Origin of the sequence: Flavobacterium sp. N502536, from assembly GCF_025947345.1 — a bacterium.
GTDB lineage: Bacteria > Bacteroidota > Bacteroidia > Flavobacteriales > Flavobacteriaceae > Flavobacterium.
The window spans coordinates 2,515,167-2,540,657 of the sequence record NZ_CP110011.1 but is presented as its reverse complement, the minus strand read 5'-3'; the positions used below and the strand labels follow the sequence as shown (position 1 = coordinate 2,540,657).

20 protein-coding genes and 1 pseudogene are annotated in these 25,491 nt (G+C 36.9%); 1 reads left to right on the top strand and 20 read right to left on the bottom strand.

Annotation, left to right across the window (positions count from 1 at the left end):
* Window positions 1–15: 15 nt before the first annotated feature.
* The 6 genes from OLM61_RS10965 to OLM61_RS10940 form a co-directional block, all read right to left on the bottom strand.
* Window positions 16–1,308, bottom strand: a complete 1,293-nt coding sequence (locus OLM61_RS10965) for an efflux RND transporter periplasmic adaptor subunit (RefSeq protein ID WP_264522736.1) — start codon at window positions 1,306–1,308, stop codon at window positions 16–18.
* Window positions 1,309–1,314: 6 nt separating this feature from the next.
* Window positions 1,315–2,766, bottom strand: a complete 1,452-nt coding sequence (locus OLM61_RS10960; RefSeq protein ID WP_264522735.1) for a TolC family protein — start codon at window positions 2,764–2,766, stop codon at window positions 1,315–1,317.
* Between the two features lie 81 nt (window positions 2,767–2,847).
* Window positions 2,848–3,963 carry an efflux RND transporter periplasmic adaptor subunit gene (locus tag OLM61_RS10955; protein WP_264522734.1) on the bottom strand — a complete coding sequence of 372 codons (1,116 nt, stop codon included), beginning with the start codon at window positions 3,961–3,963 and terminating at the stop codon, window positions 2,848–2,850.
* A 40-nt stretch (window positions 3,964–4,003) separates the two neighbouring features.
* Entirely contained in the window at window positions 4,004–5,269 is a 1,266-nt protein-coding gene (locus OLM61_RS10950) for an ABC transporter permease (protein ID WP_264522733.1), read from the bottom strand.
* 2 nt (window positions 5,270–5,271) lie between these two features.
* Window positions 5,272–6,516 carry an ABC transporter permease gene (locus tag OLM61_RS10945; RefSeq protein WP_264522732.1) on the bottom strand — a complete coding sequence of 415 codons (1,245 nt, stop codon included), beginning with the start codon at window positions 6,514–6,516 and terminating at the stop codon, window positions 5,272–5,274.
* The gene (locus OLM61_RS10940; protein ID WP_264522731.1) at window positions 6,509–7,210 is read right to left on the bottom strand and encodes an ABC transporter ATP-binding protein; all 702 of its coding nucleotides are present in this window, start codon (window positions 7,208–7,210) and stop codon (window positions 6,509–6,511) included. Before OLM61_RS10940 ends, OLM61_RS10945 begins: the two co-directional genes overlap by 8 nt.
* A gap of 180 nt (window positions 7,211–7,390) precedes the next feature.
* Between OLM61_RS10940 and OLM61_RS10935 the strand changes: the two genes are divergently transcribed.
* Entirely contained in the window at window positions 7,391–8,797 is a 1,407-nt protein-coding gene (locus OLM61_RS10935; protein ID WP_264522730.1) for a DUF4403 family protein, read from the top strand.
* A gap of 71 nt (window positions 8,798–8,868) precedes the next feature.
* Here OLM61_RS10935 and OLM61_RS10930 read toward each other — a convergent pair whose 3' ends face one another.
* From OLM61_RS10930 to sprA, 14 genes and pseudogenes are all read right to left on the bottom strand, one after another.
* Entirely contained in the window at window positions 8,869–9,135 is a 267-nt protein-coding gene (locus tag OLM61_RS10930; RefSeq protein ID WP_264522729.1) for a hypothetical protein, read from the bottom strand.
* Window positions 9,125–9,667 carry a DUF420 domain-containing protein gene (locus OLM61_RS10925; protein ID WP_264522728.1) on the bottom strand — a complete coding sequence of 181 codons (543 nt, stop codon included), beginning with the start codon at window positions 9,665–9,667 and terminating at the stop codon, window positions 9,125–9,127. The genes OLM61_RS10930 and OLM61_RS10925 overlap by 11 nt, the downstream gene beginning before the upstream one ends.
* Window positions 9,668–9,669: 2 nt before the next feature.
* Window positions 9,670–10,359 (bottom strand): SCO family protein, encoded by a 690-nt coding sequence (locus tag OLM61_RS10920; RefSeq protein WP_264522727.1) that lies wholly within the window; start codon window positions 10,357–10,359, stop codon window positions 9,670–9,672.
* A gap of 10 nt (window positions 10,360–10,369) precedes the next feature.
* A complete protein-coding gene (locus OLM61_RS10915) occupies window positions 10,370–11,011 on the bottom strand; it encodes a hypothetical protein (protein ID WP_264522726.1) in 642 nt (213 codons plus the stop codon).
* A 78-nt stretch (window positions 11,012–11,089) separates the two neighbouring features.
* Complete coding sequence (locus OLM61_RS10910; RefSeq protein ID WP_173965424.1) at window positions 11,090–11,440, bottom strand: cytochrome C oxidase subunit IV family protein; 351 nt, start codon at window positions 11,438–11,440, stop codon at window positions 11,090–11,092.
* Window positions 11,441–11,458: 18 nt separating this feature from the next.
* Window positions 11,459–12,442 carry a cytochrome c oxidase subunit 3 gene (locus OLM61_RS10905; RefSeq protein ID WP_264522725.1) on the bottom strand — a complete coding sequence of 328 codons (984 nt, stop codon included), beginning with the start codon at window positions 12,440–12,442 and terminating at the stop codon, window positions 11,459–11,461.
* A 42-nt stretch (window positions 12,443–12,484) separates the two neighbouring features.
* Complete coding sequence (locus OLM61_RS10900) at window positions 12,485–13,084, bottom strand: heme-copper oxidase subunit III (protein ID WP_264522724.1); 600 nt, start codon at window positions 13,082–13,084, stop codon at window positions 12,485–12,487.
* A 2-nt stretch (window positions 13,085–13,086) separates the two neighbouring features.
* Complete coding sequence (locus tag OLM61_RS20975; RefSeq protein ID WP_413614378.1) at window positions 13,087–13,554, bottom strand: protoheme IX farnesyltransferase; 468 nt, start codon at window positions 13,552–13,554, stop codon at window positions 13,087–13,089.
* Window positions 13,509–13,988, bottom strand: a complete 480-nt coding sequence (locus tag OLM61_RS20970) for a protoheme IX farnesyltransferase (protein WP_413614358.1) — start codon at window positions 13,986–13,988, stop codon at window positions 13,509–13,511. Before OLM61_RS20970 ends, OLM61_RS20975 begins: the two co-directional genes overlap by 46 nt.
* 159 nt (window positions 13,989–14,147) lie before the next feature.
* Window positions 14,148–16,270, bottom strand: a pseudogene (locus tag OLM61_RS10890) (energy transducer TonB).
* 18 nt (window positions 16,271–16,288) lie between these two features.
* Entirely contained in the window at window positions 16,289–17,032 is a 744-nt protein-coding gene (deoC, locus tag OLM61_RS10885; RefSeq protein WP_264526343.1) for a deoxyribose-phosphate aldolase, read from the bottom strand.
* Between the two features lie 384 nt (window positions 17,033–17,416).
* Window positions 17,417–17,788, bottom strand: a complete 372-nt coding sequence (locus OLM61_RS10880) for a VanZ family protein (protein WP_264526342.1) — start codon at window positions 17,786–17,788, stop codon at window positions 17,417–17,419.
* Between the two features lie 4 nt (window positions 17,789–17,792).
* Window positions 17,793–18,173 carry a glycine cleavage system protein GcvH gene (gene gcvH, locus OLM61_RS10875; protein ID WP_173965419.1) on the bottom strand — a complete coding sequence of 127 codons (381 nt, stop codon included), beginning with the start codon at window positions 18,171–18,173 and terminating at the stop codon, window positions 17,793–17,795.
* 86 nt (window positions 18,174–18,259) lie between these two features.
* Complete coding sequence (gene sprA, locus OLM61_RS10870) at window positions 18,260–25,477, bottom strand: cell surface protein SprA (protein ID WP_264526341.1); 7,218 nt, start codon at window positions 25,475–25,477, stop codon at window positions 18,260–18,262.
* Window positions 25,478–25,491: the final 14 nt, after the last annotated feature.

Sequence of the window (25,491 nt, the reverse complement as noted above, 5' to 3'; positions counted from 1 at the left end):
TGATAGTTATGCAAATTATTTCTTAGGAGCAGCTGCTGTTTTAAGCTTTACTTTATCTCCTGAATTTAAATCTTTAGAAACGGTACTATAAGGGCCTGTGATGACAACATCTCCCGATTTTAGTCCTGACATTACTTCGATATTAGTATCGTCCTGAATACCCGTTTTAATAATTCTGATTTTGGCTTTATTTCCTTCTTTTACAAAAACGCACTCAAACTTTTTATCGCTTTTCGGAGCTGCTTTTTTGTCTTCGTTCGGGTCTTCTACTTTAAAGTCCTTTACAGCACTAGTATCTGATTTTACGACAACTGAACTGATTGGCACTGCCAAAACATCTTTTTTAGTTTTGGTCAAAATATCAACTGTAGCGGTCATTCCGGGTCTGAAAGGTGAATAAGTAGCCGGCTGTCCTTCCAGTAAGTCCTGGTAAGATTCTTTCAGGATGCGTACTTTCACTTTAAAGTTTGTCACCTGATCTGAAGTCAGTGCTGTACTGGCTGAGTTAGAGATACTGGTTACAATACCTTTAAATTTCTTTTTCAGATAAGCATCAACTTCAACGTTTGCTTCGTCGCCAATTTTTACTTTAACAATATCATTTTCGTTTACATCAACTTCAACCTCCATATTGTTTAGGTTGGCTACACGCAAAAGCTCTGTTCCTGCCATTTGCTGTGTTCCTAAAACACGCTCTCCCAACTCTACATTTAAAACTGAAATTGTTCCGTCGGCAGGAGCATAAATTAAAGTACGCCCTAAATTGTCTCTAGCTTCGGTAACCGATGCCGAAGCACTTTTAACATTGTAGTACGCATTTTGTTTATTCGCCTTGGCCACTTCATAAGTCGAAATTGCTTTATCCCAATCTGATTTTGAGATTACTCCTTTATCGTATAAAGTTTTATTACGGTCGTAACTTGCTTTTGCTTCTTTATAACTCGCTTCAGACTGAGTTAAACCAGCTTTAGTTCCGGATAAATTAGCAACAGAACGATCCAGACCTGAAGTATACAAATCAGGATTTATTTTTACCAATAAATCTCCTTTTTTAACTACCTGACCTTCTTTTACGTTTAAAGCAATAATTTCTCCCGAAACCATTGACGATAGTTTAACTTCGATCTCGGGCTGAATTTTACCCGTTGCCGAAACTGTTTCAACAATTGTTGAAGCTATTACTTTTGAAATTTCTACTTCTTTTCCCTCATCCTTATTCCCTATAACCCCCGCTTTCGAAAGACCAACTAAAACTGCAATAAGTGCTACTGCGCCACCTACTAAAAAATAAATCGTTTTTTTAGACATAATAAATTATTTTGTAACAATTGGAACAATTGGAATTCCAAAGTAGAATTCAAGAATTTTTATTTTGAAAATGTAATCGTATTTTGTTCTGATAACGTCAGACTGTGCATTCGTTAATAATGTCTGTGCCTGCGTAAAATCAAATGAATTCATCAAACCTACATCGTATTTCTCTTTTGCATAGTTGTAAGCCTGCTGTCTTGCCTCTAATGTTACGGTTGACGATTCGTAAGTATTTAAAGCTCCTTTTGCATCTGTAAAAGCAGTATAAACATTACGTTGCAAATCTAAACTTTTTTGCTCTAAATCTATTTTAGATTTCTCTAAACTTACTTTACTTCTTTCTACATTATTTCGAACGGAGAAACCATTAAAAATAGGAATCGAAAGTTGCAGTCCATAAGATTGTCCTTTATTATCGTTAAACTGATCTAAAATTGGTGCTGCATTTCCTAAAATTGGTGAGTAGTTATCTTTTAAAACGGGTTGATTTGTTCCCTGAACATAACCGATCGGAATCGAAGGGTTAGCCGTATTCAAAGTAGATCCAGTAACAATCTCCGAATAACTCGCTCTTGTATTAAAATTGTAAAAAGCACTCAAAGTTGGCTGATAAGCTCCTTTTGCAATCGCTACATTTTTCTGCGCAATTTCAAGATTAGTCTGAGCCAGTTTTAATTCGGTTCTTATTTCTTTTGCTTTATTGTAAATATCAACCGGGCTTTGTGCCATGATGTTATTTTCATCTTTTGCGTTTGTATTATCAATTACATCAAAATCTGCAAATTCTTTTAATTGTAAAAGCTGAGCCAGACTCAATTTAGAAATCAGCAAATTATTTTCGGCAACAATAATACCTTGTTTATCTGTAGCCACTGTTGCTTTCAGGTCAAATAAATCACCACGCGGAATTGTTCCTGCACTTACCATCTCTTCAGAACGGGCTAAACGTTTTTCATCGATAGACAATTGCTCTGTTTTTACTTTTAAATTTTCTTTGTTAAAAAGTATCTGCAAAAAAGCATTGGCTACATTCAGCGCAATATCTTCCTGCATTTTAAGCAATTGATACTTTGATGCTACTATAGAAAGATTTGCTTTTCTAAGTGTATTCTGATTTTGTAAACCTCTGTAAATATCAACTCCAACCGTAGCTCCGATAGAAGAATACTGAGTTGTTTGGTTTTCAAGCAAACCTGTTGTAATATTCTGATTCAAACCAATGTTCCAGGAATGTGAAGCGTTTGCACTAACACTTGGTAAATAATTACCTATTGCTCCTTTTTTATCAATGGCTGCACTTTTAATATCCAGTTCTGAATTTTTGATCGTGATATTATTCTCCATTGCATATTTCACGCACTCTTCCAAAGTCCATTTCTTCGCCTGCGCCTGACCAGACAAGCCAAACCCAAATAACATTGCAAAAACCAGGCTATTGTATTTATTTATTTTCATATATTTTGAATGAAAGCATAGTAAAAAGACTACGCAAATTTAACATTTTTTAAAAACCAAAAACTCTTTATTTGCTTCAATTTATTTTTTTTCTGTTTCAGTTATCAATCCCTGATTCCAGATTTTAATTTTATCTGAAGCTTTAACTCCGCTTTTCACCTGAACATAAATTCCGTCGCTAACCCCTAAAACCAAGTCTCTTCTTTGAAATTTTTGAGGAGCAGTTTCAATCTCCACATAAGGCTTTTGCGTTTTTTTATCAAATTGCACTAATGATTCTTTGATCGCTAAAACTTTATCTGCTTTTTCTAAAATAATCGAAGCATTTGCACTTAAACCCGCTCTGATAAAAGTAGCGTCTCTATTCTCTAAAGCCGCTTTGATTTCAAACTGAATGGCTCCGTTTTCTACAACTCCTTTGGGAGCTATATCGGTCAGCACTGCATCAAATTTCTTGTTTTCGATCGCTCCGACTGTGATTTCTATTGCCATTCTTTCTTTGATTTTCCCTACTTCAGATTCGTCAATTTTTCCAATAAAAATCATTCTTCCTACATCTGCAACACTGGCAATGGTGGTTCCTTCGTTAAAGTTGTTACTTTCGATAACCTGATTTCCTACTTTAACCGGAACTGCCAATATCATTCCGTTTACCGTTGAACGAATTAAGGTGTTGGCATAATTTCCAAGCGAAGTTGTTGTTCCTGTTTTTACGATATCTAAACTTTGTTTGGCTGCAAGATAGGTTTGTTTGGCCTGTTTGTAAGCCAATTGTGCCGCATCAAAATCATTTGCAGAAATTACATCTTTGTCAAATAATGTTTTTTGTCTTTGATAAATTTTCTCCTGATTGTCTAAAGCAATTTTACTGGTTTGTACCTGATTCTGGGTACTGCTCACATTAGAAACATTGGCTACAACTCTGATTTTTGCAATCATATCGCCCGCCTTAATTTTCTCTCCTGCTTTGATATACACTTCTTCGATAATACCTGAAATGTTTGGTTTGATTAGGACCTCTTCATTAGGCTGAATATTACCCGTTGCAATTGTATTCTTCACGATCGTTTTAATCTCTGCTTTCTCCGTTTTAAAAACAATTGGAGATTCTTGGTTCTTAGCGTACAAGTAGTATAGTGCGCCAAAAAAAACAATAGCAATAAAGATTAAAATGGTTACGGTTACTCCTTTTTTCATTGTGTTTTCAGTTTAATTCGATTATATTCTGATTGATAATTTATTCTGTTCGCAAAGCGTCTACCGGCTTTACATTAATTGCGGTTTGTGCCGGAATAAATCCTGCCAGCAAACCAGATCCTACTAATATGATTAAAGCGACAAATACAACTCCTAAGTCGACACTTGGATTAGCAAACATGGTGTTACTATCTGCCGGCATCGAATCTAAAGCCATATTTAAGAGCGCAATAATTCCGGTAGCTACAGCAATCCCAAGCATTCCCGAAATAATCGTTAGAAATATAGATTCAGATAAAATTTGTCCGCGAATTGCTGCAGGAGTCGCTCCTAAAGCTCTGCGGATACCAATTTCTTTAGTACGTTCTTTAACTACAATGAGCATAATATTTGAAATACCAATTACGCCCGAAATCAAAACCAATGTCCCCACAAAATAGGCAATAATTTTCAGTATGTTAAAAAGACTTTGTACTTTATTGTACTGTTCGTATAAATCAAAATTTCCAACAGCTCTTTCATCAGCAGGATTAACCGAGTGAAGCGCTTTTATTTTTTCTAAAATCTTTGGTTTTAAATCGGTAATAGAGGTTCCGTCTTTTGCGGTTAGTGCCATCCAGCCTACTTTATCCCCAAAATTAAAGGCCTGTTGAAAAGTAGTAAACGGAATAAATATATTTTTCTGTTCCTGCTCTGCATTCCCGCCTTGCTGTTTTGATTTATAGACTCCCACGACCATAAAATTGATCCCGTTGATTTTCACATAGGTTCCAACCGCTTCTTCTTCTTTTCCGTAAAGTTCACTAATCACTCCTTTACCAATTACTGCCACTTTTCGTCTGTCAAGAATGTCCTGCTGATTGACAAATCGTCCTTTAATAATATCCATCGGCTGCTGTTTGATCAGCTCCGGATAATCTCCGTAAATGGTAAATGCCGCAGTTTTGGTACCGCGAACTACATTATTGGTTCCGTTAAAATCACCCAGCTGATTTCGGGGTGATACGTACAATAAATCCGGTAAAGTCGATTTCAAAGCCGCAACATCACTATTTCTAAAATCATAACGACGTGTTTTAGGCAAACCTTTGTATGCTTTTGACGTTGTCTGACTCCACATAAACATGGTATTGGTTGCAATTCCGTCAAAACCTTTTTTTACACCATTCTCCAAACCATTTCCGGCTGCCAGCAAAATGACCAGAATAAAAATACCCCAGAATACCCCAAATGCCGTTAGAATCGTTCTGAAAACGTTGGCTGTCAAAGCCTGTAAAATCTCGTCCCAATTATCTTTTTTAAACATAATTATTCGTCTCTAAGTGCTACAATAGGTCTAATTTTGGCTGCTCGGTATGCCGGGAAAAATCCTGCCATAGCACCAGCAAATACAAGCAGGACAAGCGTGGTTAAAGCTACACTAAAGTCAACTTCAGGATTTCTAAAATATTCACTTTGTACCAACGGCCCCACAAATTCCAGCAATAATAAACTGGACAATAAACCTATAAAACCGGCGATCGTGGTAATAAAGATAGACTCATGGAGAATCATCGAAATAATGGAAAACGGAGAGGCTCCAAGTGCTTTTCGTATTCCAATTTCCTTTGTTCTTTCTTTTACGATGATAAGCATAATGTTACTTACTCCCACAACTCCGGCGATGATGGTACAAATACCAACCCACCAAAAGAACAATCGGATATAAAGATTTAAATCATAAAATTGTTTTGCCTCCTCTACTGAACTAAAAATACCGATGCCGCTATTGTCATCAGGTGCAATAATATTTTTACTTTTCAATAATGCTTTTACCTCTTCTGTGAATTTTTTTGATTGTGCCAGCGCCTCATCATAATTCTCTTTTTTATTTAAAACAAACTGCATTCCGTCTATTTTATCACCAGCTCCGTAAGCACGCTGATTAGTAGTCATGGGCATATAAACCCTTGATTCTTCACGCTCTCCTGAAGGATCTGTAAAAACCCCAATCACTTTAAAATTAATATTGTTGACTAAAATCTCTTTTCCTATAGGATCTTGCTCTTTAAACAGATCTTGTTTAACCTTCAAACCAATAACTGCCACTTTCTCATTATGAATCATGTCATTATTATTAATGAAGCGTCCTTTAATAATAGTTGCATTTTCAAGCACCATATAATCCGAACTAATCCCCCTAAACAAATAATTTCCTGATTCTTTTCCGTAACTCACAACCCCTCCCCAGGTACTGCGAACAGGTGATTTTTTATCAATCACGTCACCAAACTTTTTAACAGGAAGATCATAATCACTATTTCGTAACTGAATTTGTCTGCCAGGATTTAGTCCTTTATATTGTTTGGTCGTTGCTTCAGACCAGACTTCGATTATTCCTTTTGCGTCATTTTCAAATTGCTTCTCAATTCCGTTTTGAAGTCCTTTCCCTGCTCCGAGCAAAATCACTAAAATAAAAATCCCTGACGCTACAGAAACTCCGGTAAGAAATGTTCTCAACCGGTTTTTAGAGATTGCATCAAATATTTCCTGCCAACGCTCAATATTAAACATAAGATGAGGCTCTAACTTGTTCTACTTTTTTATCATCGATAATTAATCCGTCTTTCAGGACCACGTTTCTTTTGCACATTGCGGCAATATCAGGTTCGTGAGTTACAATCAGAATTGTTTTTCCTTCATCGTTAATTCCCTGAATCAGCTCCATAACTTCATAGGAAGTTTTAGTATCCAGAGCTCCCGTTGGCTCATCGGCCAGCAAAACCTTTGGATTTGAAGCCAAAGCTCTCGCGATAGCAACACGCTGTTTCTGACCTCCGGAAAGCTCATTAGGTAAATGATGAGAGTGTGAACCAAGTCCGACCTTCTCCAAATATTTCATTGCGATATCGTAACGTTCTTTTCTTTTGATTCCCTGATAATACAAAGGCATTGCAACATTATCGAGAGCCGTTTTATAATTGATGAGATTGAAAGATTGAAAAACAAAACCTAAAAACTTGTTGCGATATTTAGAGGCTATGGTTTCGTTTAGCTTCTTAATAGGGGTTTTATCTAACACATAACTACCAGAATCAGCCTCATCCAGAATTCCCAATATATTCAAAAGTGTAGATTTCCCAGATCCTGATGATCCCATAATCGCAACCAGTTCACCTTCTTCAATATTAAAATTAATTCCTTTTAACACATGCAACTCCGAATTGCCCATTTTATAGGACTTGTGCAAATCTTTGATCTCGATCATGGTAATAACTGTTAAATTTTAAAACAATAATAACATTTTTCTTAACCGGTTTATGGTAATAAAACGTTAATAATTAGCCTTTGTTCTTGGAATTAGACTCTCTTTCTTGCTAATTGTTACACATTTTCACGATAATATAATTGTTTTCTTAATTTTGTCAGACTTAAAAAAATCTTAACGATGAAGTTTACTTCCATTATCTCTTTATTCACGCTAATTGCGGTACTTACAAGCTGCTCTACAGCCCAAAAACTGGAAACCTTAAAACCGGAACCAGACGACGCAAGCCCCTTAGTTTATGAAGCAACACCCTCTTTTATCAATTTACCCATCACGGTAAAGCTTACTGACATTGAAAATCAGACCAATTCTCTTCTAAACGGATTGATTTATGAAGACAATACGATCGACGACGACGATATCGAGATGAAAATCTGGAAACAGGCTCCGATAAAAATCCTAAATGATCCTGCGAGCCCGGACAAAAAGATAAAAACAATTTTGCCACTAAAAGCAACGATCAAATACCGTATTGGCACCAAAAAACTAGGCGTTGAACTTTACGATACCCGAGAGTTCAACCTGAATGGTGTAATTACACTCTCTAGCGAAGTGGCACTGACGAACTGGAAATTAAATACTAAAACGGAGTTCAAATCACTGGACTGGAATGAAAGTCCAACGATGCAAATTTTTGGAAAAAACATGCCTATTACGTATCTGGTAAATCCTGCGATTTCTATTTTTAAATCGAAAATCGAAAAGAAAATCGATGAGGCCATCGAAAAATCAATGGATTTTAAACCTAATGTATTAGCGGCCCTAGAAAAAATATGCACGCCCTTTCAATTGAGTGATACCTACGAAAGCTGGCTAAGAGTTGTTCCGGTTGAAGTTTATTCGACCAATGCCAAACTGAAAAATGATCAGTTTGTACTGGATATGGGAATGAAGTGTAATATGGAGACGATCGTAGGCAAACAGCCCGAATCGAAATTTAGTGCTAATAAAATCATCCTGAAACCTGTTGCTAAGATCCCAAATCAGATTTCGGCAAATATAGCCGCTATATCGACTTATATTGATGCCTCAAAGATTATGACCAAAAATTTTGCCGGTCAGGAGTTTGGTTCCGGGAGTAAAAAGATCACGGTAAAAAATGTATCGATCTGGCATAAAAACGGAAAAATGGTGATCGCTCTTGATGTTTTAGGATCGATAAACGGTACTCTTTATCTCAACGGATTCCCGCAATACAACGCGCAGACCAAAGAAATTTACTTTGAAAAACTTGATTATGTTTTAGATACAAAAAGCAAGTTAATGCGCACGGCAAGCTGGCTGGGACAAGGTTATATTTTAAGAAAAATGGAAGAAAGCTGTCGCTATTCGATACAACCCAATTTAGAAGAGGGTAAAAAGAATATGGCTGCCTATCTTAAAAACTATTCTCCAATGCCGGGTGTTTTTGTGAATGGAAAAATGGAAGACATTCAATTTGACAAAATTCAACTGACCAATCAGGCCATTATCGCCTTTATCAAAATAAATGGTACTGTAAATGTCTCAGTAAACGGTTTGAAATAATAATGAGATAATGAGATAATTAGAAAATTAGATAATGAATGAATTACCACATTATCTAATTTTCTAATTGACTAATTATCTTTTTTCTTTTTAGATTGGTACATTCTGTAGATCAGAATACCTATTACAGCCACCAGTAAATACGGGATGACCATCAAATAAACAATTCCGTTGTTTACTGCTTCTGCTTTTTTAATATTTGAATCTCCGGCAAGTGCCGCACGACACATCGCGCATTGTGCATTTGCTGAAATTCCAATGAAGAAAAAACAAATTCCAAATAGTATTGCCTGGAATTTGGATTTTAAAGGTTGAATATTATTGTTTTTAATGCGCATAATAAGGAGAAATCATTAGATAAACTACAACCCCGGTAACGGCAACATACAGCCAAAGAGGGAAGGTAATTTTTGCAATTTTTTTATGTCTGTCAAAACGTTTTGCAAGTGCACGTACATAAGTAATCAACACCAATGGGATAATCGCGATAGACAATAAAATATGAGTAACCAGAATAAAGAAATAGATATAACGGATTGCTCCTTCTCCTCCGAATTTAGTAGAATCAGAGGTCATGTGATACGCTACATACATTACTAAAAAGGCAACTGAAAGCGCGATCGCAAAAGTCATTAAACGCTCGTGAAGCTTACGTTTTCCATTTTTAATAGCCAATACCGCCCAAACCAAAACTACAGCCGTAATACCATTTGTGGTAGCGTAAATTGGAGGAAGAAAAGAAAGCGGTTCAACATTAACTCCAAAATCTTTTAATTTAACTCCAAACAGTATCGCCACTACAAGCGGAATTACAATTGAAACCGCAACAATAAGCTTACTGTATTTTTTTTCTAATGAATGATCTTCCATTTTTATTCTTCTAATAATATTTTAATGTCTTCCTGTATCTCTCTTACGCCTTTTTTGTCTAATCCGTCATAATAGATGTTTGGATTTCCAAATTCATCTTTTCTGCAACGGATATTTCCGTCTTTATCAATTAAAGCAAACAAACCTGAATGTTCAAAACCTCCGCTTACTTTTTCGTTCTCTCCGGCATACAAATTAAAACCTTTGTTCGACAGTTCCATGATCGTCGTTTTATCTCCCGTTAAGAAATTCCAGGTAGATGATTTCACTCCTAACAACTTCGCATGGTCTTTTAAAACTTGTGGTGTATCGTGTTTCGGATCGATGGTAATGGATACGATTCCGAAATTTGGATTTCCGAAGAACGTTTTTTCAATTTCCAGCATGCTCAAATTCATTTTCGGGCAGATTGACGGACAGGTTGTGAAGAAAAATTCTAAAACATATACTTTTCCTTTGTAGGTTTCATTCGAAACTTTTGCGTTGTCCTGATTCGTTAATTCGAATTTTGGAGCAGGTCCGATCTTTATCAATTTACCATCGGCTTTTGATGTTTTCACACCTACATTGTCCAAACGGTTTCCTTTTACAATTTCGCCGTTCTTAATTCTGTCAACGATTTTAGGTACAGCATAAATTCCAAAGATTAAAATGATAAATGAAATACCGATATAGGATTTATTTTTAAACATGATACAAGGATTAAAGTTGCTTAGTTGAGTTGTGGTTCTTTTTTAGAGCAGCACGATATTCGTATAGAATAATTTTAAAATCATCCAGCATTTCATTGCTTAACTCAGAAGGATGAAAAGTATCATAACCTTCTTTGTATTCGGCAGCATCTTTTCTTCCTCTTAGGTTTCTTTCTTTGTCTACAATATAGACATTCGGAGTCCCAAGATTCTGATCTAATTTTCCTTTTAAATGCAGTTGATTGTAAAATGTTTGAATTTCCTCAGGTGAAGCAAAAACGAAGTTCCAGCCTTTCACATCTGTAAAAGGTTTAAGTGCATCTAATACTTTTTGTGCATCTGCTTCTGTTCCGAGCGGACAAAGTATCACAAACTGAAGATCTTCAAAACCATTATAACGTTTGTAGATTTTTTCGTTTAAGTTGAAATAATTCCCTCGATTACTTAAAATCTCAGATCCTGAAAAACCCAAAACGGTGATCTTTTTATCCAATAAAACTTTCTTACCATCCAGAGATTTCCAATTACCAAAGTCGGCAATTTTTGGCGTTATAACGGGAAGTGTAGTGAAGCTGTTAACACCGGAAGCAAAAAACAAATAAGCTACAATTGGCAAAACAAAAAGGACAAAGAGAACTATATTTTTTTTCATTATATCTGCAGAAGTTATTGAGGTACAAAAATAAAAAAATCCCGATGTTATCGGGACTCTTTTCGAATTAATATCATGTTAAAAATTCCATTTAATAGTAGAATCTTTAAAAACCCCATAAATATAATGTCCTTCTGTCAATAGAATAAACAATAAATATAAAACTAGGAAAATAACCGGTGCTACCACAGACCATCTAAGGCTGCTTTTTTCACCTTCCATGTGCATAAATGCCCATACTATATAATATGCTTTAAATATTGTAAGGATGTAAAATATCCAGTTCAATAAATTAAGACCAACAAAATGATTAAATTCTAATACTCCAGGTTTGTAAATACCAAGGATAACTTCTACTGTAGTTACTACTGATAGTAATGCAAAAACAAACCAGATTCTTTTTGTATTTGATACGTGCTCGTGTGACATAATAATTAAAATCTAAAATTAAACTAAGTAGAAAACTGTAAATACAAATACCCAAACTAAATCGACAAAGTGCCAGTATAAACCAACTTTCTCTACCATTTCGTAGCTTCTTCTTTTTTCATAAGTACCCAATAATACATTAAAGAAAATAATGATATTAATGATAACTCCAGAAAATACGTGGAATCCGTGGAATCCTGTGATGAAGAAAAAGAAATCAGCAAATAATTTATTTCCGTATTCGTTTCTAATCAAGTTAGCTCCTTCTACAACATATTTAGCGCTTGCTAAACGAGTTTCAGATTCTTCTCTTGATAAAACTGTTTTTTTCTTTTTATCTGTAAGTTGTTCTGTTCTGATCAAAACTTCAGGATGTGCTTTAAAACCAGCCTGAATTTCAGCAACTGTATAAGTTGGCTGTGACTGAGCATCTTCCATAAACCAAGTTGAATGGCTTCTTGTTAAAGCTTCTCTTTGTTCCGGCAATTTAACTGCAAAATCAGCAAGAGCTACTCTTTTACCATCTTTATCAACAAACTGCAATAAACTTCCACCTGCTGTTTCTACTGCTCCGTACTCACCTTTGATGAAGTTTTTCCACTCCCAGGCTTGAGAACCCACGAAGATTAAACCTCCAATGATCGTTAAGAACATATAGATTGCAACTTTTGTTTTTTTCAATTGGTGACCTGCATCAACAGCCAAAACCATTGTTACAGATGAGAAAATCAAAATAAAAGTCATTAAGGCCACATAGTACATTGGTGCCGCAACGCCATGCATAAATGGAAAGTGAGTAAACACTTCATCAGCCAAAGGCCAGGTTTCAATAAATTTAAATCTAGAAAAGCCATAAGCGGCAAGGAATCCAGAGAATGTTAAGGCATCCGATACGATAAAAAACCACATCATCATTTTACCATAACTTGCTCCTAGTGGCTGAATGTCTCCGCCTCCCCAAGTTTTTTCGTCGTTGTTTGCAGTAGTAACTGTCGCTCCCATAAAAGATATTCGTTAAAAAGTTCCCAAATTTACGTTTTTTTCTTATTTAAAGAAATATAAAAATAAAAATAAATACAACCATAATAAATCCAAAAAGTGCCAATACATCGCACCTAGTTCTATACCAAGAGTTTGAGTCGAATTGTATTTTTGTTTAAAATGATTATAAATTATAATTAAAAGTGAAATTAACCCTCCGGCCAAGTGTAACAAGTGTGTCACGGTTACTACATACAAAAATGTTGTAGTAATCGAACTACCTTCTCCGGTGAAATAATACCCGCTTTCTACGATTTGTCCGAAGCCTGCAAATTGCAGTACAACGAATAAAATCCCCAATGCCAAAGTTCCCAAAAGCAATGCTGTAGTAGCGCTTCTATTGTCTTTCTGAATGGCTTTTTTAGCCAGATAAAAAGTAACACTGCACGCTATAATAACTGCCGTACTGTAATAAAACGCTGTTGGCAATTCAAAGTTTTTCAACCAGTCAGCTCTTGATTTACTTACCACAAAAGCACTTGTAAGTCCGGCAAACATCATGGTCATACTTACCATGGCGAATAACAGGATAAGTTTTGCCGATTTGGCTTTCCTTAGCTTATCTTCAGCCGCCGTTTCTGTTCTTGTTATTGTCATTTCCATAACTATCTTAAAAATTTATCTACTATAAATACGATTTGCAGCAATGATATATACGAAACGCTTACCAACATTAATGTTCTCGCTGCTTTTGCTGTTCTTAACTGATACAAACGCACGGCATAAAACAACATCCACAATCCCAATAAAAACACTAAAATTGCTGCTATTGGTGTAATAAACAATTGCCCTGTATAACCTAAAACCGGCAGTAACGAAGCAATGATTAACCAAACTGTATATAAAATAATCTGCAAAGCAGTTCCTTTATCTTTTTTTCCGGTGGGCAACATAAAGATCCCAGCCTTCTCATAGTCTTCATACAAAAACCATCCAATAGCCCAAAAATGAGGGAATTGCCAGAAAAACTGAATCAAAAACAGTGTTCCGGCTTCGATACCAAATTCTCCTGTAGCAGCAACCCATCCTAACATAAAAGGAATCGCCCCGGAAAAGCACCTACAAAAACAGATAACGAAGTTACGGTTTTCAAAGGGGTATAAATACTGGTGTATAAAAATATGGAGATGGCAGCAAACATTGCCGACTTGGCATTTATGGTGTAAAGCAAAGCGATACCCACAATAGTAAGCAAACTCGCCACAAACAAAGCCATTTTTGGAGACATGCGCCCAGAAGGAACCGGACGATTTTTAGTTCGATCCATTAAAGCATCGATGTCTTTTTCGATCACCTGATTGAAAGCATTTGAAGCCCCAACCATGCAATACCCTCCAATTGCCAAAACTGCCAAAACGCTCCATTTGAAAGGATGTTCCTCATTAACTCCCAATAAATACCCGGCAACAGAAGAAAACAATACACTGATTGCTAAACCAGCTTTAGTAATCTCTTTGAAATCGGTAAATATTGATTTTATTGAAAATGTATTTTTAGTAGCGTTCAATACGGTAATTGTTTGGATGTTTTTTTTGAGTGGTGCAAATGTACAAATTAGATTGTAGAATTTAGACCTATAAAATTAGATTTTTTTCAATAAAACCTTTACAAAATAAGGACTTGCAAATCTTTAACACAATTATTTCGAAAAATCTTATTAAAAATCCTAGTAATCAAAATACCAATTGAAGATATCCGAACGCAATCCGATCGAAAACCAAGTCGTACTTTGCTTAAAAGTTGTCGCTGTATCTTTTGTAGGATCAAAGTTTCGGTATAAGAAACTTCCAAACAGTTTCAGATTCGTCATCGGGTTTAGCAGATAACCTCCTTGTATGTCGGCAATAAAAACGCTTGTTTTGTTTCCCTGTCCTACTTTTACCTCATTATCGAACGGACGTTTTTCATCATAACTTTTGTAAATATTCCCTCCGTAGTTAAAACTATCCTCAGCAGTATCAAAGTCCAGTCCTCTTGTCCCCATAGTAAACTTGGCATCTGCAAAATAACGTCCTCTGTGGTAACGCCCGATTACCAATAGTTCTTTAAAATTCCCGCCCCATTGGTGCCCGACACTCTGATTGTTATGCCCGTAGTTGGTAATCACCGCACTGTGTGAGTACACATACGGACGTACATGGTTGTATTCGAACTGCAATAACAAATCTTTCACTTTAAAAGCATTGTAATACTTCGCTCCAATCTGGTATCCAAATTTATTTTTCCAGCTATTATTTCCGCTTTTAATGTCTCCCAATGAAAATTCATCCAGTAAAAACTGTGCATACAAATTAACGTTATTGTTCCATTTATACTTAGAAGTTAACCCTAATAATGCATTTCCACTTCTTGACGATGAGGCAAATTCTACAGAACGATAGAAAATAATTGGGTTCACAAAATTAATATCAAAGCCTCTGTTGTTGGTATCCGTCCAGACTACCGATTCAAAAAAGCCTAAATTCAGTTTGTTCGAAACATTCCAGCTCAAATAATGATTGGCCATAAATTTTGTGGCATACGTTTTTTCCAATGTAACATCGGGACGAACATCTTTGAGCCACATATAGGTGTTCGTGTATTTTATTTTCCAGAAAGTGGTGTTGATTTTAAAATACGGATACGGACTTGCCCCGTCGCTTTCCAGCAAGGAGCGGTAACCATCACCGATAAAGTTTCTTCCGTAACCCAATTGCAGATCAAAGATTTTACTTGGGGCGTACGTGATATTTGCTTCTGCCAAAGGAAAATCATAGGCATCCGTTTTGAATCGCTTGGCAATTCCCATTCCCGGAAGAATAGCCGGATTTCCTCCTGATGGCTTTAAGGTTTCGGCAAAATCATTGTAATACCCTGCAAATCTCCCTGACTTTCAAAGATGGTTGTGGTAAAATTAATTTGTTTCCCTAATCCTCCTCTAAAATTCAAGGCACGTGTATTTACATAGGTATAGGAAGCATCCAAATCTGAAGCTTTACCCATTTGCAAGTCCACAATTGGATTTAGGGCCAGCCAATAGTCTTCTCCCTGAATCTGAACCATGTTTTCATTCCAGAATTTTCTTCCCAGCCAGCTAGAAACATTTTTTTGAAGTGATTGATTTACTGCTTTTAAATTGTAGTATTTCGAAACTTCGGTATACGTATAAGGCTTAGACGCGGTATGATTGTTAGTTCCCACCTGATTCATCGCTCCATCAAACTGCGCATAATAGCTGTGTGAAAACGGAATATTCAAATGACTTTCAAATTCCGGATTGTTGTATTTTTTGTACACAATACTATCCAGTTCGGTCATTGGTTTCTCAAGAGGTTTTAAAATTTGAGCCGCTGCCAACGCTTCCTCAGCAAGCTGATTTGCGCTTTTTAACGGAATGTCTATCGAAATGGTGTATTTGGAATAGGTTGGTTTCCCGTTATAGGTAGACGGTTTTATTTTTGGGAATTTCTTAAAAACACGTGTCGCTTCTTCTGACAAAGCATCGTTTACCGCATTTACATAAATTACTTTGAATTCTCCATTTGCATCTACTTCAAAAAGCACTTTTACTTCTCCTTTGTAGTTGGCTTGTTTTAGATTTTCGGGCACCTGATAATTTTGAAACACAAAATCCTGTACTTCTTTATAAAAACAATTTTCCAGTTGTTTGGACTGAAGGTTTTCGCAATTTGGGAAAACCGGAAATTGTTCTGCGGTAAAACCGGGTTTAATAGAGGTGTTTGTATTTTCCTGCGAAAAAGCAAACAAAGTGGTTAAGGTTAAAATACAAGACAGGAAAATCTTATTCACGTAAATTTGGGTTTTTATTTAATATTGATTTGGGGTATTCCCTCCATCTGCAATTGTTTTTGCAGCAGAGGTTCCGATTCGTTTTACTCCTAAACGAATCATTTCTATGGCATCGTCGTAAGAGCGAACTCCTCCCGCCGCTTTAACCGGCAAAGGCGATGCGTTTTCTAACATCATTATAATGGTTGGCAGTGTTGCTCCGTTTGGCAAATCGTTTTCGGTTTTATAAAATCCGGTAGATGATTTCACAAAAACCGAAGCATAGTTTTCTTCTTTAAAATGTGATATGACTACATTTTTGATCAATGCCGAAAGCTGAATTATTTGGGTATCATTTAAGGCCGCAACCTCAATAATCCATTTTACGGTTTTATTGTTCGCAAGACCAATTTGTGTTCCCACTAAAATTTCCTGCTTCACCAAATCGATATCCCCTTCTTTAAAAGCAGTATAGTTGCAAACAAAATCCAAATCGTCTGCTCCGTCTTCAATTGCTTTGTTTGCTTCTTTTAATTTAGATTCTAAATCTGAACTTCCTTCGGGAAAGTCAATAACGGTGCCCACCAGCAAAGTCGAATTGGCTTTATGAATCATTTCTTTTGCCAAAACCACCTGTTCCGGCCGAATCATGATTAATTTAAAGCCTTCACGAATTGCTTCTTCAATAGCATTTTTAACCACAAGGGTGTTTTCTGCTTCTGACAGTCCGGCTTGTGCAGCGGTTTTTAAATAGGTAGAGTCCAGATATTGCTTAACATTCATGATTTGCGAGTGTTCTGAGAATTGGGACAAAAATACATTTTAAATTAAAATTAACAGTCATGGCCACGAAGATTTACACAAAGTCGACACGGGTTTCTTTTCAAACAAAGCAACATGAAAAAATAATCTGACAACGTGCTGTCATTAAATTAAGTGATTTTTGAATGCAGCGTAACGATTGCTGCTTTTTGATTTGATGTTTCTCAATAATATAATCGACCATTTTATGGCACATCAAAAATCTAAAATCGTTAATCTTTTCATCCATTTTTCTCTGACTAAATAGAATTTCTCGCAAAGTCGCTAAGCCGCGAAGTTTTACCCAATTTGGAAAGCGTTACCATTAGGGCACAAAAAAACCCACCGAAGTGGGATTTTATATTTTTAAATTCTATCTATTTGTTTTTTAAACACTATAGCGGCAAAGATACCAAATAGAGCTCCAAGTGCATTAGCCAAAACATCTGTTACATCAGATGCTCGTGTAACCGTTAAAACACTTTGCAGAATTTCGATTGTAATTCCGAAAAAAACTGAAAATATAAATGAAATTAAATAAGCTTTGAAATCGTCTGGTGCTTTCCCTTTTAGCTCTTTTTTGAAAAACAAAATCCAGGAAATTGTAAATCCAAAATGAAAACAAAAATGGACAATTTTATCTATACTCGGAAAATTTACCGCCGGAATGTTACTTGAATCTGTCAAACAAAAATAAGTAATGATTCCTGAACAGATAATCGCCCAGATTAAGAGCAATTGTTTAGGCACCTATAAGTTCTTTATAAGCGTCAGCAGACAATAAAGAATCTATTTCTGATGCATCTGCAATTTTAATTTTGATCATCCAACCATCGCCGTACGGATCAGAATTAACAGTTTCAGGTGCACTTTCAAGACTGTCATTAAACGCAATGATTTCTCCTGTTAATGGTAAAAACAAATCTGATACTGTTTTTACAGCCTCAACTGTTCCAAAAACCTCGTCTTTGTCAAGTGTCTGATCTAAAGTTTCTACTTCAACATACACGATATCTCCTAACTCTTTTTGTGCAAAATGAGTGATTCCTACTGTTGCAACATCGCCTTCGATGCTAATCCATTCGTGATCTTTTGTGTACTTTAAATTTGCTGGTATGCTCATAATAGTTGTGTTTGAAAATTGGTAATTTAATAATTGAGGCACAAATGTAATAATCTTCTAATAAAATCCCCTTTAGAAACTAAAAATTAATTTCCAAAATTATAGCGGAGTGTAAATCCTGATCTAATGTTGGTTAAAGGAAATGACGTCGAGATTACCGCTTTTGAAAACGAGTGATCGTAATAGAATATTGCGGTCAGGTTTTTACTGAAAGCATAATCTGCTGTTAGTTTTAACGACCAGATATTTTGTCCTGCCGCTAACTGATTATTGTCGTAATCTAAATAACGTACTAATGTTTCGTTGTTTCTATACGAGAAATCAGCCTTAATATTGATGTCACTTTTTATAATTCCTGTTGGAGTATCTGCCAGTCTTGAGGAGAAGATCACATCTTTAAAACGATACCCCAGACCAATAACATATTCCATTCCTTTTACTTCGGTCAACAAATTATTATCAAAACTCATCGACAAAGCTCTGTCTTTTTTAATCTCTGTAAGCACACGCAATGAACTCTTCAATTCAAAATCCATTCGGATTAACGGACTGAACTGCTCTACCAGGTTGATGTTTGACATGATGGTTTTGTTATAGAAATTGGTGTTCACATCTTGTCCGTTAGGTTTTTCAATATAGTCAAAGTTCGAACGGAACTGGTTGATTGTATACGACGCCCTGTAGTTGTGCTGTAAAGAGAAACGCTTGAATTTATCTTTAAAATATTTATAACGCATCAAACCATTGTACTTCACACTCCAGTTTGGAATAGGGAAACTTCTGAAAATATCGGTCGAACTGCTTGACGCATTACCTCCGGAATAGGCCGCTAAGAATGCCGGCAATAAAACAGCCTGATTGCTTTTGGTAAATCCGATTGGGTATCCTTCATTGGCCACATAAACTTTATAATTTGGATCTGTTGTTGCCGGAATCGGGTTATTAGCATCTCCGTATCTCGGTATTGGAGCTCCTGCACCATAACGGTCCTCTGCCAAACGGTTTGCTATAATCAAACGGTTGTTTCTGAAATCATCAAATGCAGCAGACTCTGTGGCACTACTGGTTGAAAATGCTGTTTTGATCAGCACTGTCGAAATAGAGAACATCCCATAATTATAAGGTGACAAAGGCGTGTAATCCAACTCTCCTGTCCCAGTATTTTTGACAACACTATATTGCTCTGATCTGTTTTCGGAATAAGCGCGATCCATATTCAGATCAATTTTTAAATCCGGGAATAAATCGATATTCGCAGTCACTTTCAATAATTTGTTTGTTACCTGCGTAAAGCTTTGGTTGAAATCCTGATAGGTCGTTAACCAACCATTTTTGGCGGCCTCATAACGAATATCATCCTGACTTCCGAAAACAAATCCTAAAGTAGGTCTTGATGTTCCAAAGAAACCAACACCCGGCGTATACCCCGGTAAAACCGTTCCGCTATTTTTAGTATAGTTAATCTGAATGTTTTTAACACTGGTCAGAATACCAATCATGCCATCGTAAAACGGACTGCTGGTGGTTGCCGGTTTTGCTGTATTTACAATTTTCTCTCCTGGTTTTGGAGGTGCAATTGCTTTAGGTTTTGCCCCTGCTTTTGCTCCCGGAGTTAATCCCAAATACTTGTACAGCATGTTCATGTTAAGTGTTGTCGTAAGCGTATTCGAATTGGCATTCTGGATGGTATTTCCTAAATCAAACTGGTTTCCGTTAGGATCCTCATATTGCGAAAATGCCGTCGAAGCACGCTGCCAGCTGTAATCGGCAGTATACGAATAAGTCGCTTTTACAAAACTCAAAACCGGAATTTTATTGATTGGAATATCATAGTTCAGTACCAATTGCTGTAAGTGCTGATTTGGTGTCCCGATATCGAAATAATCGTCCCAGATATTAAAATCCTGTTTTGGCGAATTATCATCGTTCAGGAAGTTCCTCACGATATTATTGGATGCTGCCGTGTAGTTAATTTTCAGGGATTTTGTCAGATTAAAACCAAATCCGTACTGATAATTAAAGGCAAAATTTCGGCGGTACAAAGGATCGAGACCAATCCCCTCTACTTCTACTTCTCTAAATTGCTGACGGTTACTTTGTCTTAAAACATTTGTATTAAAAGAAATATTGGAAGGCAAATAGTTAAAATTAAAATCGCTTAACAGCTTCCAGTACTCGCTTTTCTTCATGAATTTGGTCTTCTTGAAAGGCACTACTTCTTTAGGCTGAAAGGTGTAGGCATAATTCACCGCTGTATTCGATTGCTCGTCTACAAAGTCTGCTACTTCATAATCGTGACGTTCTACCTGATTGTACGATTGCGAGAAGGTTAAATTCTCGACATCATAAACATGTGGCTTCTGTTCAGGAGCCCTGTCTTTTCTAACCCCGATAAAGTTAATGCTTCTGCGTTTGGTATAATCAATCGCTCTGGTTCTGATGTTTTCTTTTTCAGCCTCATTAGTAGTTTCTCTAATCAGCTGCTTTAGTTTGATATCCTGATTGAACGGATCGTATTCCGGTGTGATTACTTCTTCTCCAATAGCATAATTGAACGGTAAATTGATCCCCCATTTTGGCGGTAATAATTTACCCAAATTCAAGTTGGTTACGATATTATACTGCTGAATGTCTTCACGGCTTCTTTCGTTGGCTCCTTGTTCTAAAGATCCAAAACCAATTGTACTTTTCTTACCGGTCGCAGATACGGTCGCAAAATCGGCCATATTGGTATCGATATTTAAGATCGCTGCCATACCGCCTTTATTCTCTAAATCGGCCATACGAAGTTCGTTAAACCAAACCTCTCCTTTTATGGTTTTATGATCGGCTCTACTCTTAACCCCTACCATTAAATTTCGCACCAAACCAAAGTTCGGATTTCCTTTTATCCCTAATCTCAACTTACCGTCTCCGTCACCTCCGCTAATGCTTAAATCGTCGTCCGGATAATAAATTCCGTTGATATCTCTTTTATCAGAGTTAATATCGATGCTCATGGCTTTAATCTTCATTCTGGTCAATAATTCCAGTGCCAAGTCAATATTGTTCTCTTCGAGCCAAACCTGATCAGGGCTTATGGTACAAGACCCTCCTGTTCGGGTAACTTTTAACGGAACTTCGACCTGATAGAAGTTTTGAGTGTAGTCATTTCCAAAACGAATAAAACCAATCATTTCATCGTCTAATAAAGTATTCTCATTTGGTAATGATTCAGCGTGTAAAAACATTTTTAGTTTTTTGTACTGACGCATGTCTACACTTACATTTTTAAAAACTCCTCTTGCATCTGTATATTGTAAACCAGACCCTCCTACACGCAATGCCAAAGCCTGCTCGTTTTGATTGATGATTGTATTGTTGTTGTACAATTGCTCTCTCTGAACTCCTGGCGGCACCACGTAATTCACAGGGCATTTTGTGCCATTCTCCTGAATGTTTACTGCCGAAACATCAAACTCCGTTCCGTCGTCATTCGGATTCGTATCGTTAGCATCCAGTGTTCCTGTGTATCTTCTCCACTCTCCCCTAACCAGATCTAAGGCTCCAAAACGAACGGTCATTTGATTGCTAAAGCCCGTCATAAACATACGCATGAAACGAATCGATCTGAAATCGGTAATGTTTCCAATAGTATTTTGCGGTTGAGCAACCGGGATTTTAAACTGAATCCATCTTGCTGTAGTGGTTGATCCGTTTGGCAATTCAACATTACTCACTTCACGAATATCGGTAACGAAGTTTTGCCCTACCTGCATTCCCGGTTTCATATCAATACTGTATTCATAATACGCATTGATCGTACTCATGGTATTGTCACGGTTAATATCTTCCACATCCGGCAATGTTGTTGATCCACGGTTAGGTGAATCGATACTTACAGGTGAGTTCCCCTCAGTACCGTTGTAATTTTTATAACGTTCTAAAACGCCTCCGTCTGTATTTAAATAATACGTATAATCGTCTGCAGCGGGATCTCCTTCTCCTCCATAATTTGTATATACTGAAGCCTCTTTACCATTTGGCAAACCGTCTAAACCAACATCCTGATTGCTACGGTTACCGGCATTGTTATCGAAGGCATAAATTAAAGACTGCGATGCCGGAACGTCTCCCCATAGTGGTCTCGGATTCACCATAATCTGATCCGGGCCTAATCCGTTTTCATATTGTTTTCTTCCGTCTTTTAATACGTCTTCTGAAACTTCTCCTAAGTTGAAATAAATTTTTCCGGTATTGTTAACTGCGGCTTGTCCATTACCCACATAAGGATCCATTACCCAAAACTGAATGTATTCGACATTTCCTTGTTCGAAATTGGTCGAGTTCAAAGCACGCATGATCCCTCCAAAGTTTGAACTGGCCGGACTTGTACCGAAGTTTGGATTGTTGTTGTAAGGTCCACGATCAGATGGATAATAACTTAAATCTAAGGTATTCACGACCTGAATCTGCCCCTGAGCGATGTCTGTGTTTGGATATAATTCTCTGCTATAAATACGTCGGGTGGTATTCAATGATAAGTCATCGTTTGAAATACCGGATGGTTTTGAGGCATAAAAAACAGGGTCAATGGTGTACCATGCTAATTTTGCACGTTTAAAACCATACTCTAATGTATTGGAATTGGCATTAAAAGTATTGTCGTTTATAGAGTTTACAAATGGTGTTGAAGCCAGACTCCATGCGTATGCTGATCGCATATCGATGGTAGACTGTGAGCCTTCAAAGTCGTCTACATAAATAGTGGCTTCTCCTTCAAAATCACTCGCTTTTGGAGCATCCGGTTTTAAGAAAGCTACTTCTCCTCTTATCGAAAGATTGGAAGGAACATCGGTATCAATGTTTGGTAGTTTATTTACTAATCGGGTGAAGAAAGGAACTTCGGTGGAGTAATTTCCATTGAATCCAAAAATAGCATTGTTTACAGATTCCTGACCATAGCTTGATTTTTGAGTAAATGGTTTTTCATTCATTTTCAAATAGGTTCCTCCAACGATAAATTTATCTGAGATTTTATGCTCAACATTGAAGCCAATAAATCTTCGGGTTTGTTGGCCGAAAATTGAATTGTTCTCCAAAGACACCTCGATTGGTGTATTGGAAGCCTGAAGCGAAGGGTCCAGAATCTGAACACGCCCTAATTGATAATCTACGCTATAATCGATTCCTTCTACCAGTCTTCTTCCGGCAGCCATCACGACAACCGATCCCTGAGGAACGTTAAACGCTCCAATTGGAATACCGTTACTTCCTGATGATTTGTATTTTCCTCTTAATAAAAATTTATTTTTATCACTGTCCTGTAAAGCTCCGGACTGTGTGTTGCGGTACATGTTTCTAAAAACGTATCTTTTCTGATTGGCATTATAGGAATTTGGATCGTCATAATTTTCTCCCGCACCTGTGTTTAACTTTTTAAACAATAGTTCTCCAAAAGGCTCTTTTGTGGTGAAAATAATTCGCCCGTTCTGAACGTCTACGGTAACCCCCGGAATATAATCGAAGAAACCATCCCCTCCGGTTTGCGGATCGTTGTTGTAATTTAATCGGTCCAGATTGAAGACATTTAATAACGGAGTCTGATCGACTTTGTTATCTGCGGTTGGGCTTGCTGGGAAAGTTGTTCCCGGAACCGGCGTAATGTAGTTGATCGGAGAAGGATCCGTATAAAGTATGTTTAATCTGAAATCATCTTGTTTGATTTGATAAGCCTGAGGAATTTGATAAACGTTTTTCATCATCAGATTCCAAACCGGATTCTGAACGTTGGTCAAGTTACTTTTCAGCATTTTTAATACTAAGCTTTGTGTAATGATCGCTTTATTGGCGTTGTTGTTTCCGGTAACTACTGTCCCGTCAACTCCGTCACTTCCAAATTCTCCAACCTGATAAATTTTCCCTCCAACAGTGTATTCAAAGGCTACTGCCAAAATTTCGTCATTAGCCAAACGCTGCTGTAAAGAGATGTATCCTAACTGTGCGTTGAAAGTAAATTCGTTTGCGGTTAACTTTCTGGCATTTTCCAAAACAGAATAATCTGTTCCTTCACTGGTATTGGCATTATTGAATCCGGTTTTTGCCGTTACAATTTCTCTAATATTCGAATTCAAATACGCCCCCGGTTTTCCAATGGTAGCCGGATCGTATTTGTTGTTGTTGTTGTCTGTTGGTGTGTCGATCGGGTTGTTAAAAAAACCAGCCGGATTGCTTATTACTACAACCTGATTGTCCGGCACTCCGGTAACCTGCCCTTCTCCTAAATCCTGAAGCGCAATAATGTTACGCAGGTTATTATTGTTGGTGGTTACCCTGTTTTGTTTATTGGTTACCCAAACTTCTATTCGGGTCACCTGAACACGGCTATCGATAAAAGGATATTTTTTTAAAGAGGCGTCGTATTTGTTTCTGAAATACTGCGATAAGAAGAAGTGTCTGTCATTATCATAGTCGAGTGCATACAAATCAAAGTTCTGAACTGTACCGCCACCTTCTGCAACTATACTCTTGGTTTGTGACTTCTGTTCGGAGAAAACCCCGGTAACGGTTGTCTTACCAAATTGTAAAACGGTTTTAACTCCAAACAAACTTTGAGCTCCACGAATAAGGGTACTGTTTAAAGGCATGCTCACATTACCTACTTCAACTTTTTGAACAATATCATCTTCTGAAGGGGTATAAGCAAGCTTAAATAAGTTTTGAAAAGCAAAGGTAGACTGGGTGTCATAATTTGCATTTACCTCTAATCTGGTTCCTATTTTCCCCAGTAAGCTCATGCTGATTCGCTGATCAAAATCGAAGGTAAGGCTCGATCTGTTTCGAGGTGAAAAAGCGGGATTATCCTGTTTGGTATATCGAACCCCTAAGTCCATTTCTACTGATCCTGTTGGCTTTACGTCTATCGTATTGCTTCCGAAGATGCTTTCAAAAAGTCCTGAATTAATATAATATCGGGGCAGTAAATCCTTTTTCTTGGCTTCACTTCCTGTTTTTTTACCGTCTATAGCATCTGATTTTTTTCTGAAATAATCTCTTCTCGATTCTTTCAAAACTAAATCTTCATACTCTTTTGGTGTTAATACAATAGGGTAATTGATTGAAAATCCATCTACTGAACTGGTGTAAATGTATCGGTCAGTTATGGGATCATACCGATAGGCCGAAAGTATACTTGGCGGATTTCCTAACTCTACTTTACCAACGGAGAATTGTGTTTTAGTTGTATCTTGAACTGTTGGGTTTACTTGCGCACGCAAAACATTACCGCAAAATAAAAACAGTAAAAAAATACAAATTTTACGCATACTCTTGGTTTAAA

Coding starts and splice junctions, on each gene's coding strand:
- OLM61_RS10955 (WP_264522734.1), bottom strand. CDS start 3,963: ATGAAAAAAGGAGTAACCGTAACCATTTTAATCTTTATTGCTATTGTT.
- OLM61_RS10910 (WP_173965424.1), bottom strand. CDS start 11,440: ATGTCACACGAGCACGTATCAAATACAAAAAGAATCTGGTTTGTTTTT.
- OLM61_RS10900 (WP_264522724.1), bottom strand. CDS start 13,084: ATGGAAATGACAATAACAAGAACAGAAACGGCGGCTGAAGATAAGCTA.
- OLM61_RS10935 (WP_264522730.1), top strand. CDS start 7,391: ATGAAGTTTACTTCCATTATCTCTTTATTCACGCTAATTGCGGTACTT.
- gcvH (WP_173965419.1), bottom strand. CDS start 18,173: ATGAGCATACCAGCAAATTTAAAGTACACAAAAGATCACGAATGGATT.
- OLM61_RS10965 (WP_264522736.1), bottom strand. CDS start 1,308: ATGTCTAAAAAAACGATTTATTTTTTAGTAGGTGGCGCAGTAGCACTT.
- OLM61_RS10920 (WP_264522727.1), bottom strand. CDS start 10,359: ATGTTTAAAAATAAATCCTATATCGGTATTTCATTTATCATTTTAATC.
- sprA (WP_264526341.1), bottom strand. CDS start 25,477: ATGCGTAAAATTTGTATTTTTTTACTGTTTTTATTTTGCGGTAATGTT.
- deoC (WP_264526343.1), bottom strand. CDS start 17,032: ATGAATGTTAAGCAATATCTGGACTCTACCTATTTAAAAACCGCTGCA.
- OLM61_RS10930 (WP_264522729.1), bottom strand. CDS start 9,135: ATGCGCATTAAAAACAATAATATTCAACCTTTAAAATCCAAATTCCAG.
- OLM61_RS10960 (WP_264522735.1), bottom strand. CDS start 2,766: ATGAAAATAAATAAATACAATAGCCTGGTTTTTGCAATGTTATTTGGG.
- OLM61_RS10915 (WP_264522726.1), bottom strand. CDS start 11,011: ATGAAAAAAAATATAGTTCTCTTTGTCCTTTTTGTTTTGCCAATTGTA.
- OLM61_RS10940 (WP_264522731.1), bottom strand. CDS start 7,210: ATGATCGAGATCAAAGATTTGCACAAGTCCTATAAAATGGGCAATTCG.
- OLM61_RS10945 (WP_264522732.1), bottom strand. CDS start 6,516: ATGTTTAATATTGAGCGTTGGCAGGAAATATTTGATGCAATCTCTAAA.
- OLM61_RS10925 (WP_264522728.1), bottom strand. CDS start 9,667: ATGGAAGATCATTCATTAGAAAAAAAATACAGTAAGCTTATTGTTGCG.
- OLM61_RS10950 (WP_264522733.1), bottom strand. CDS start 5,269: ATGTTTAAAAAAGATAATTGGGACGAGATTTTACAGGCTTTGACAGCC.
- OLM61_RS10905 (WP_264522725.1), bottom strand. CDS start 12,442: ATGGGAGCGACAGTTACTACTGCAAACAACGACGAAAAAACTTGGGGA.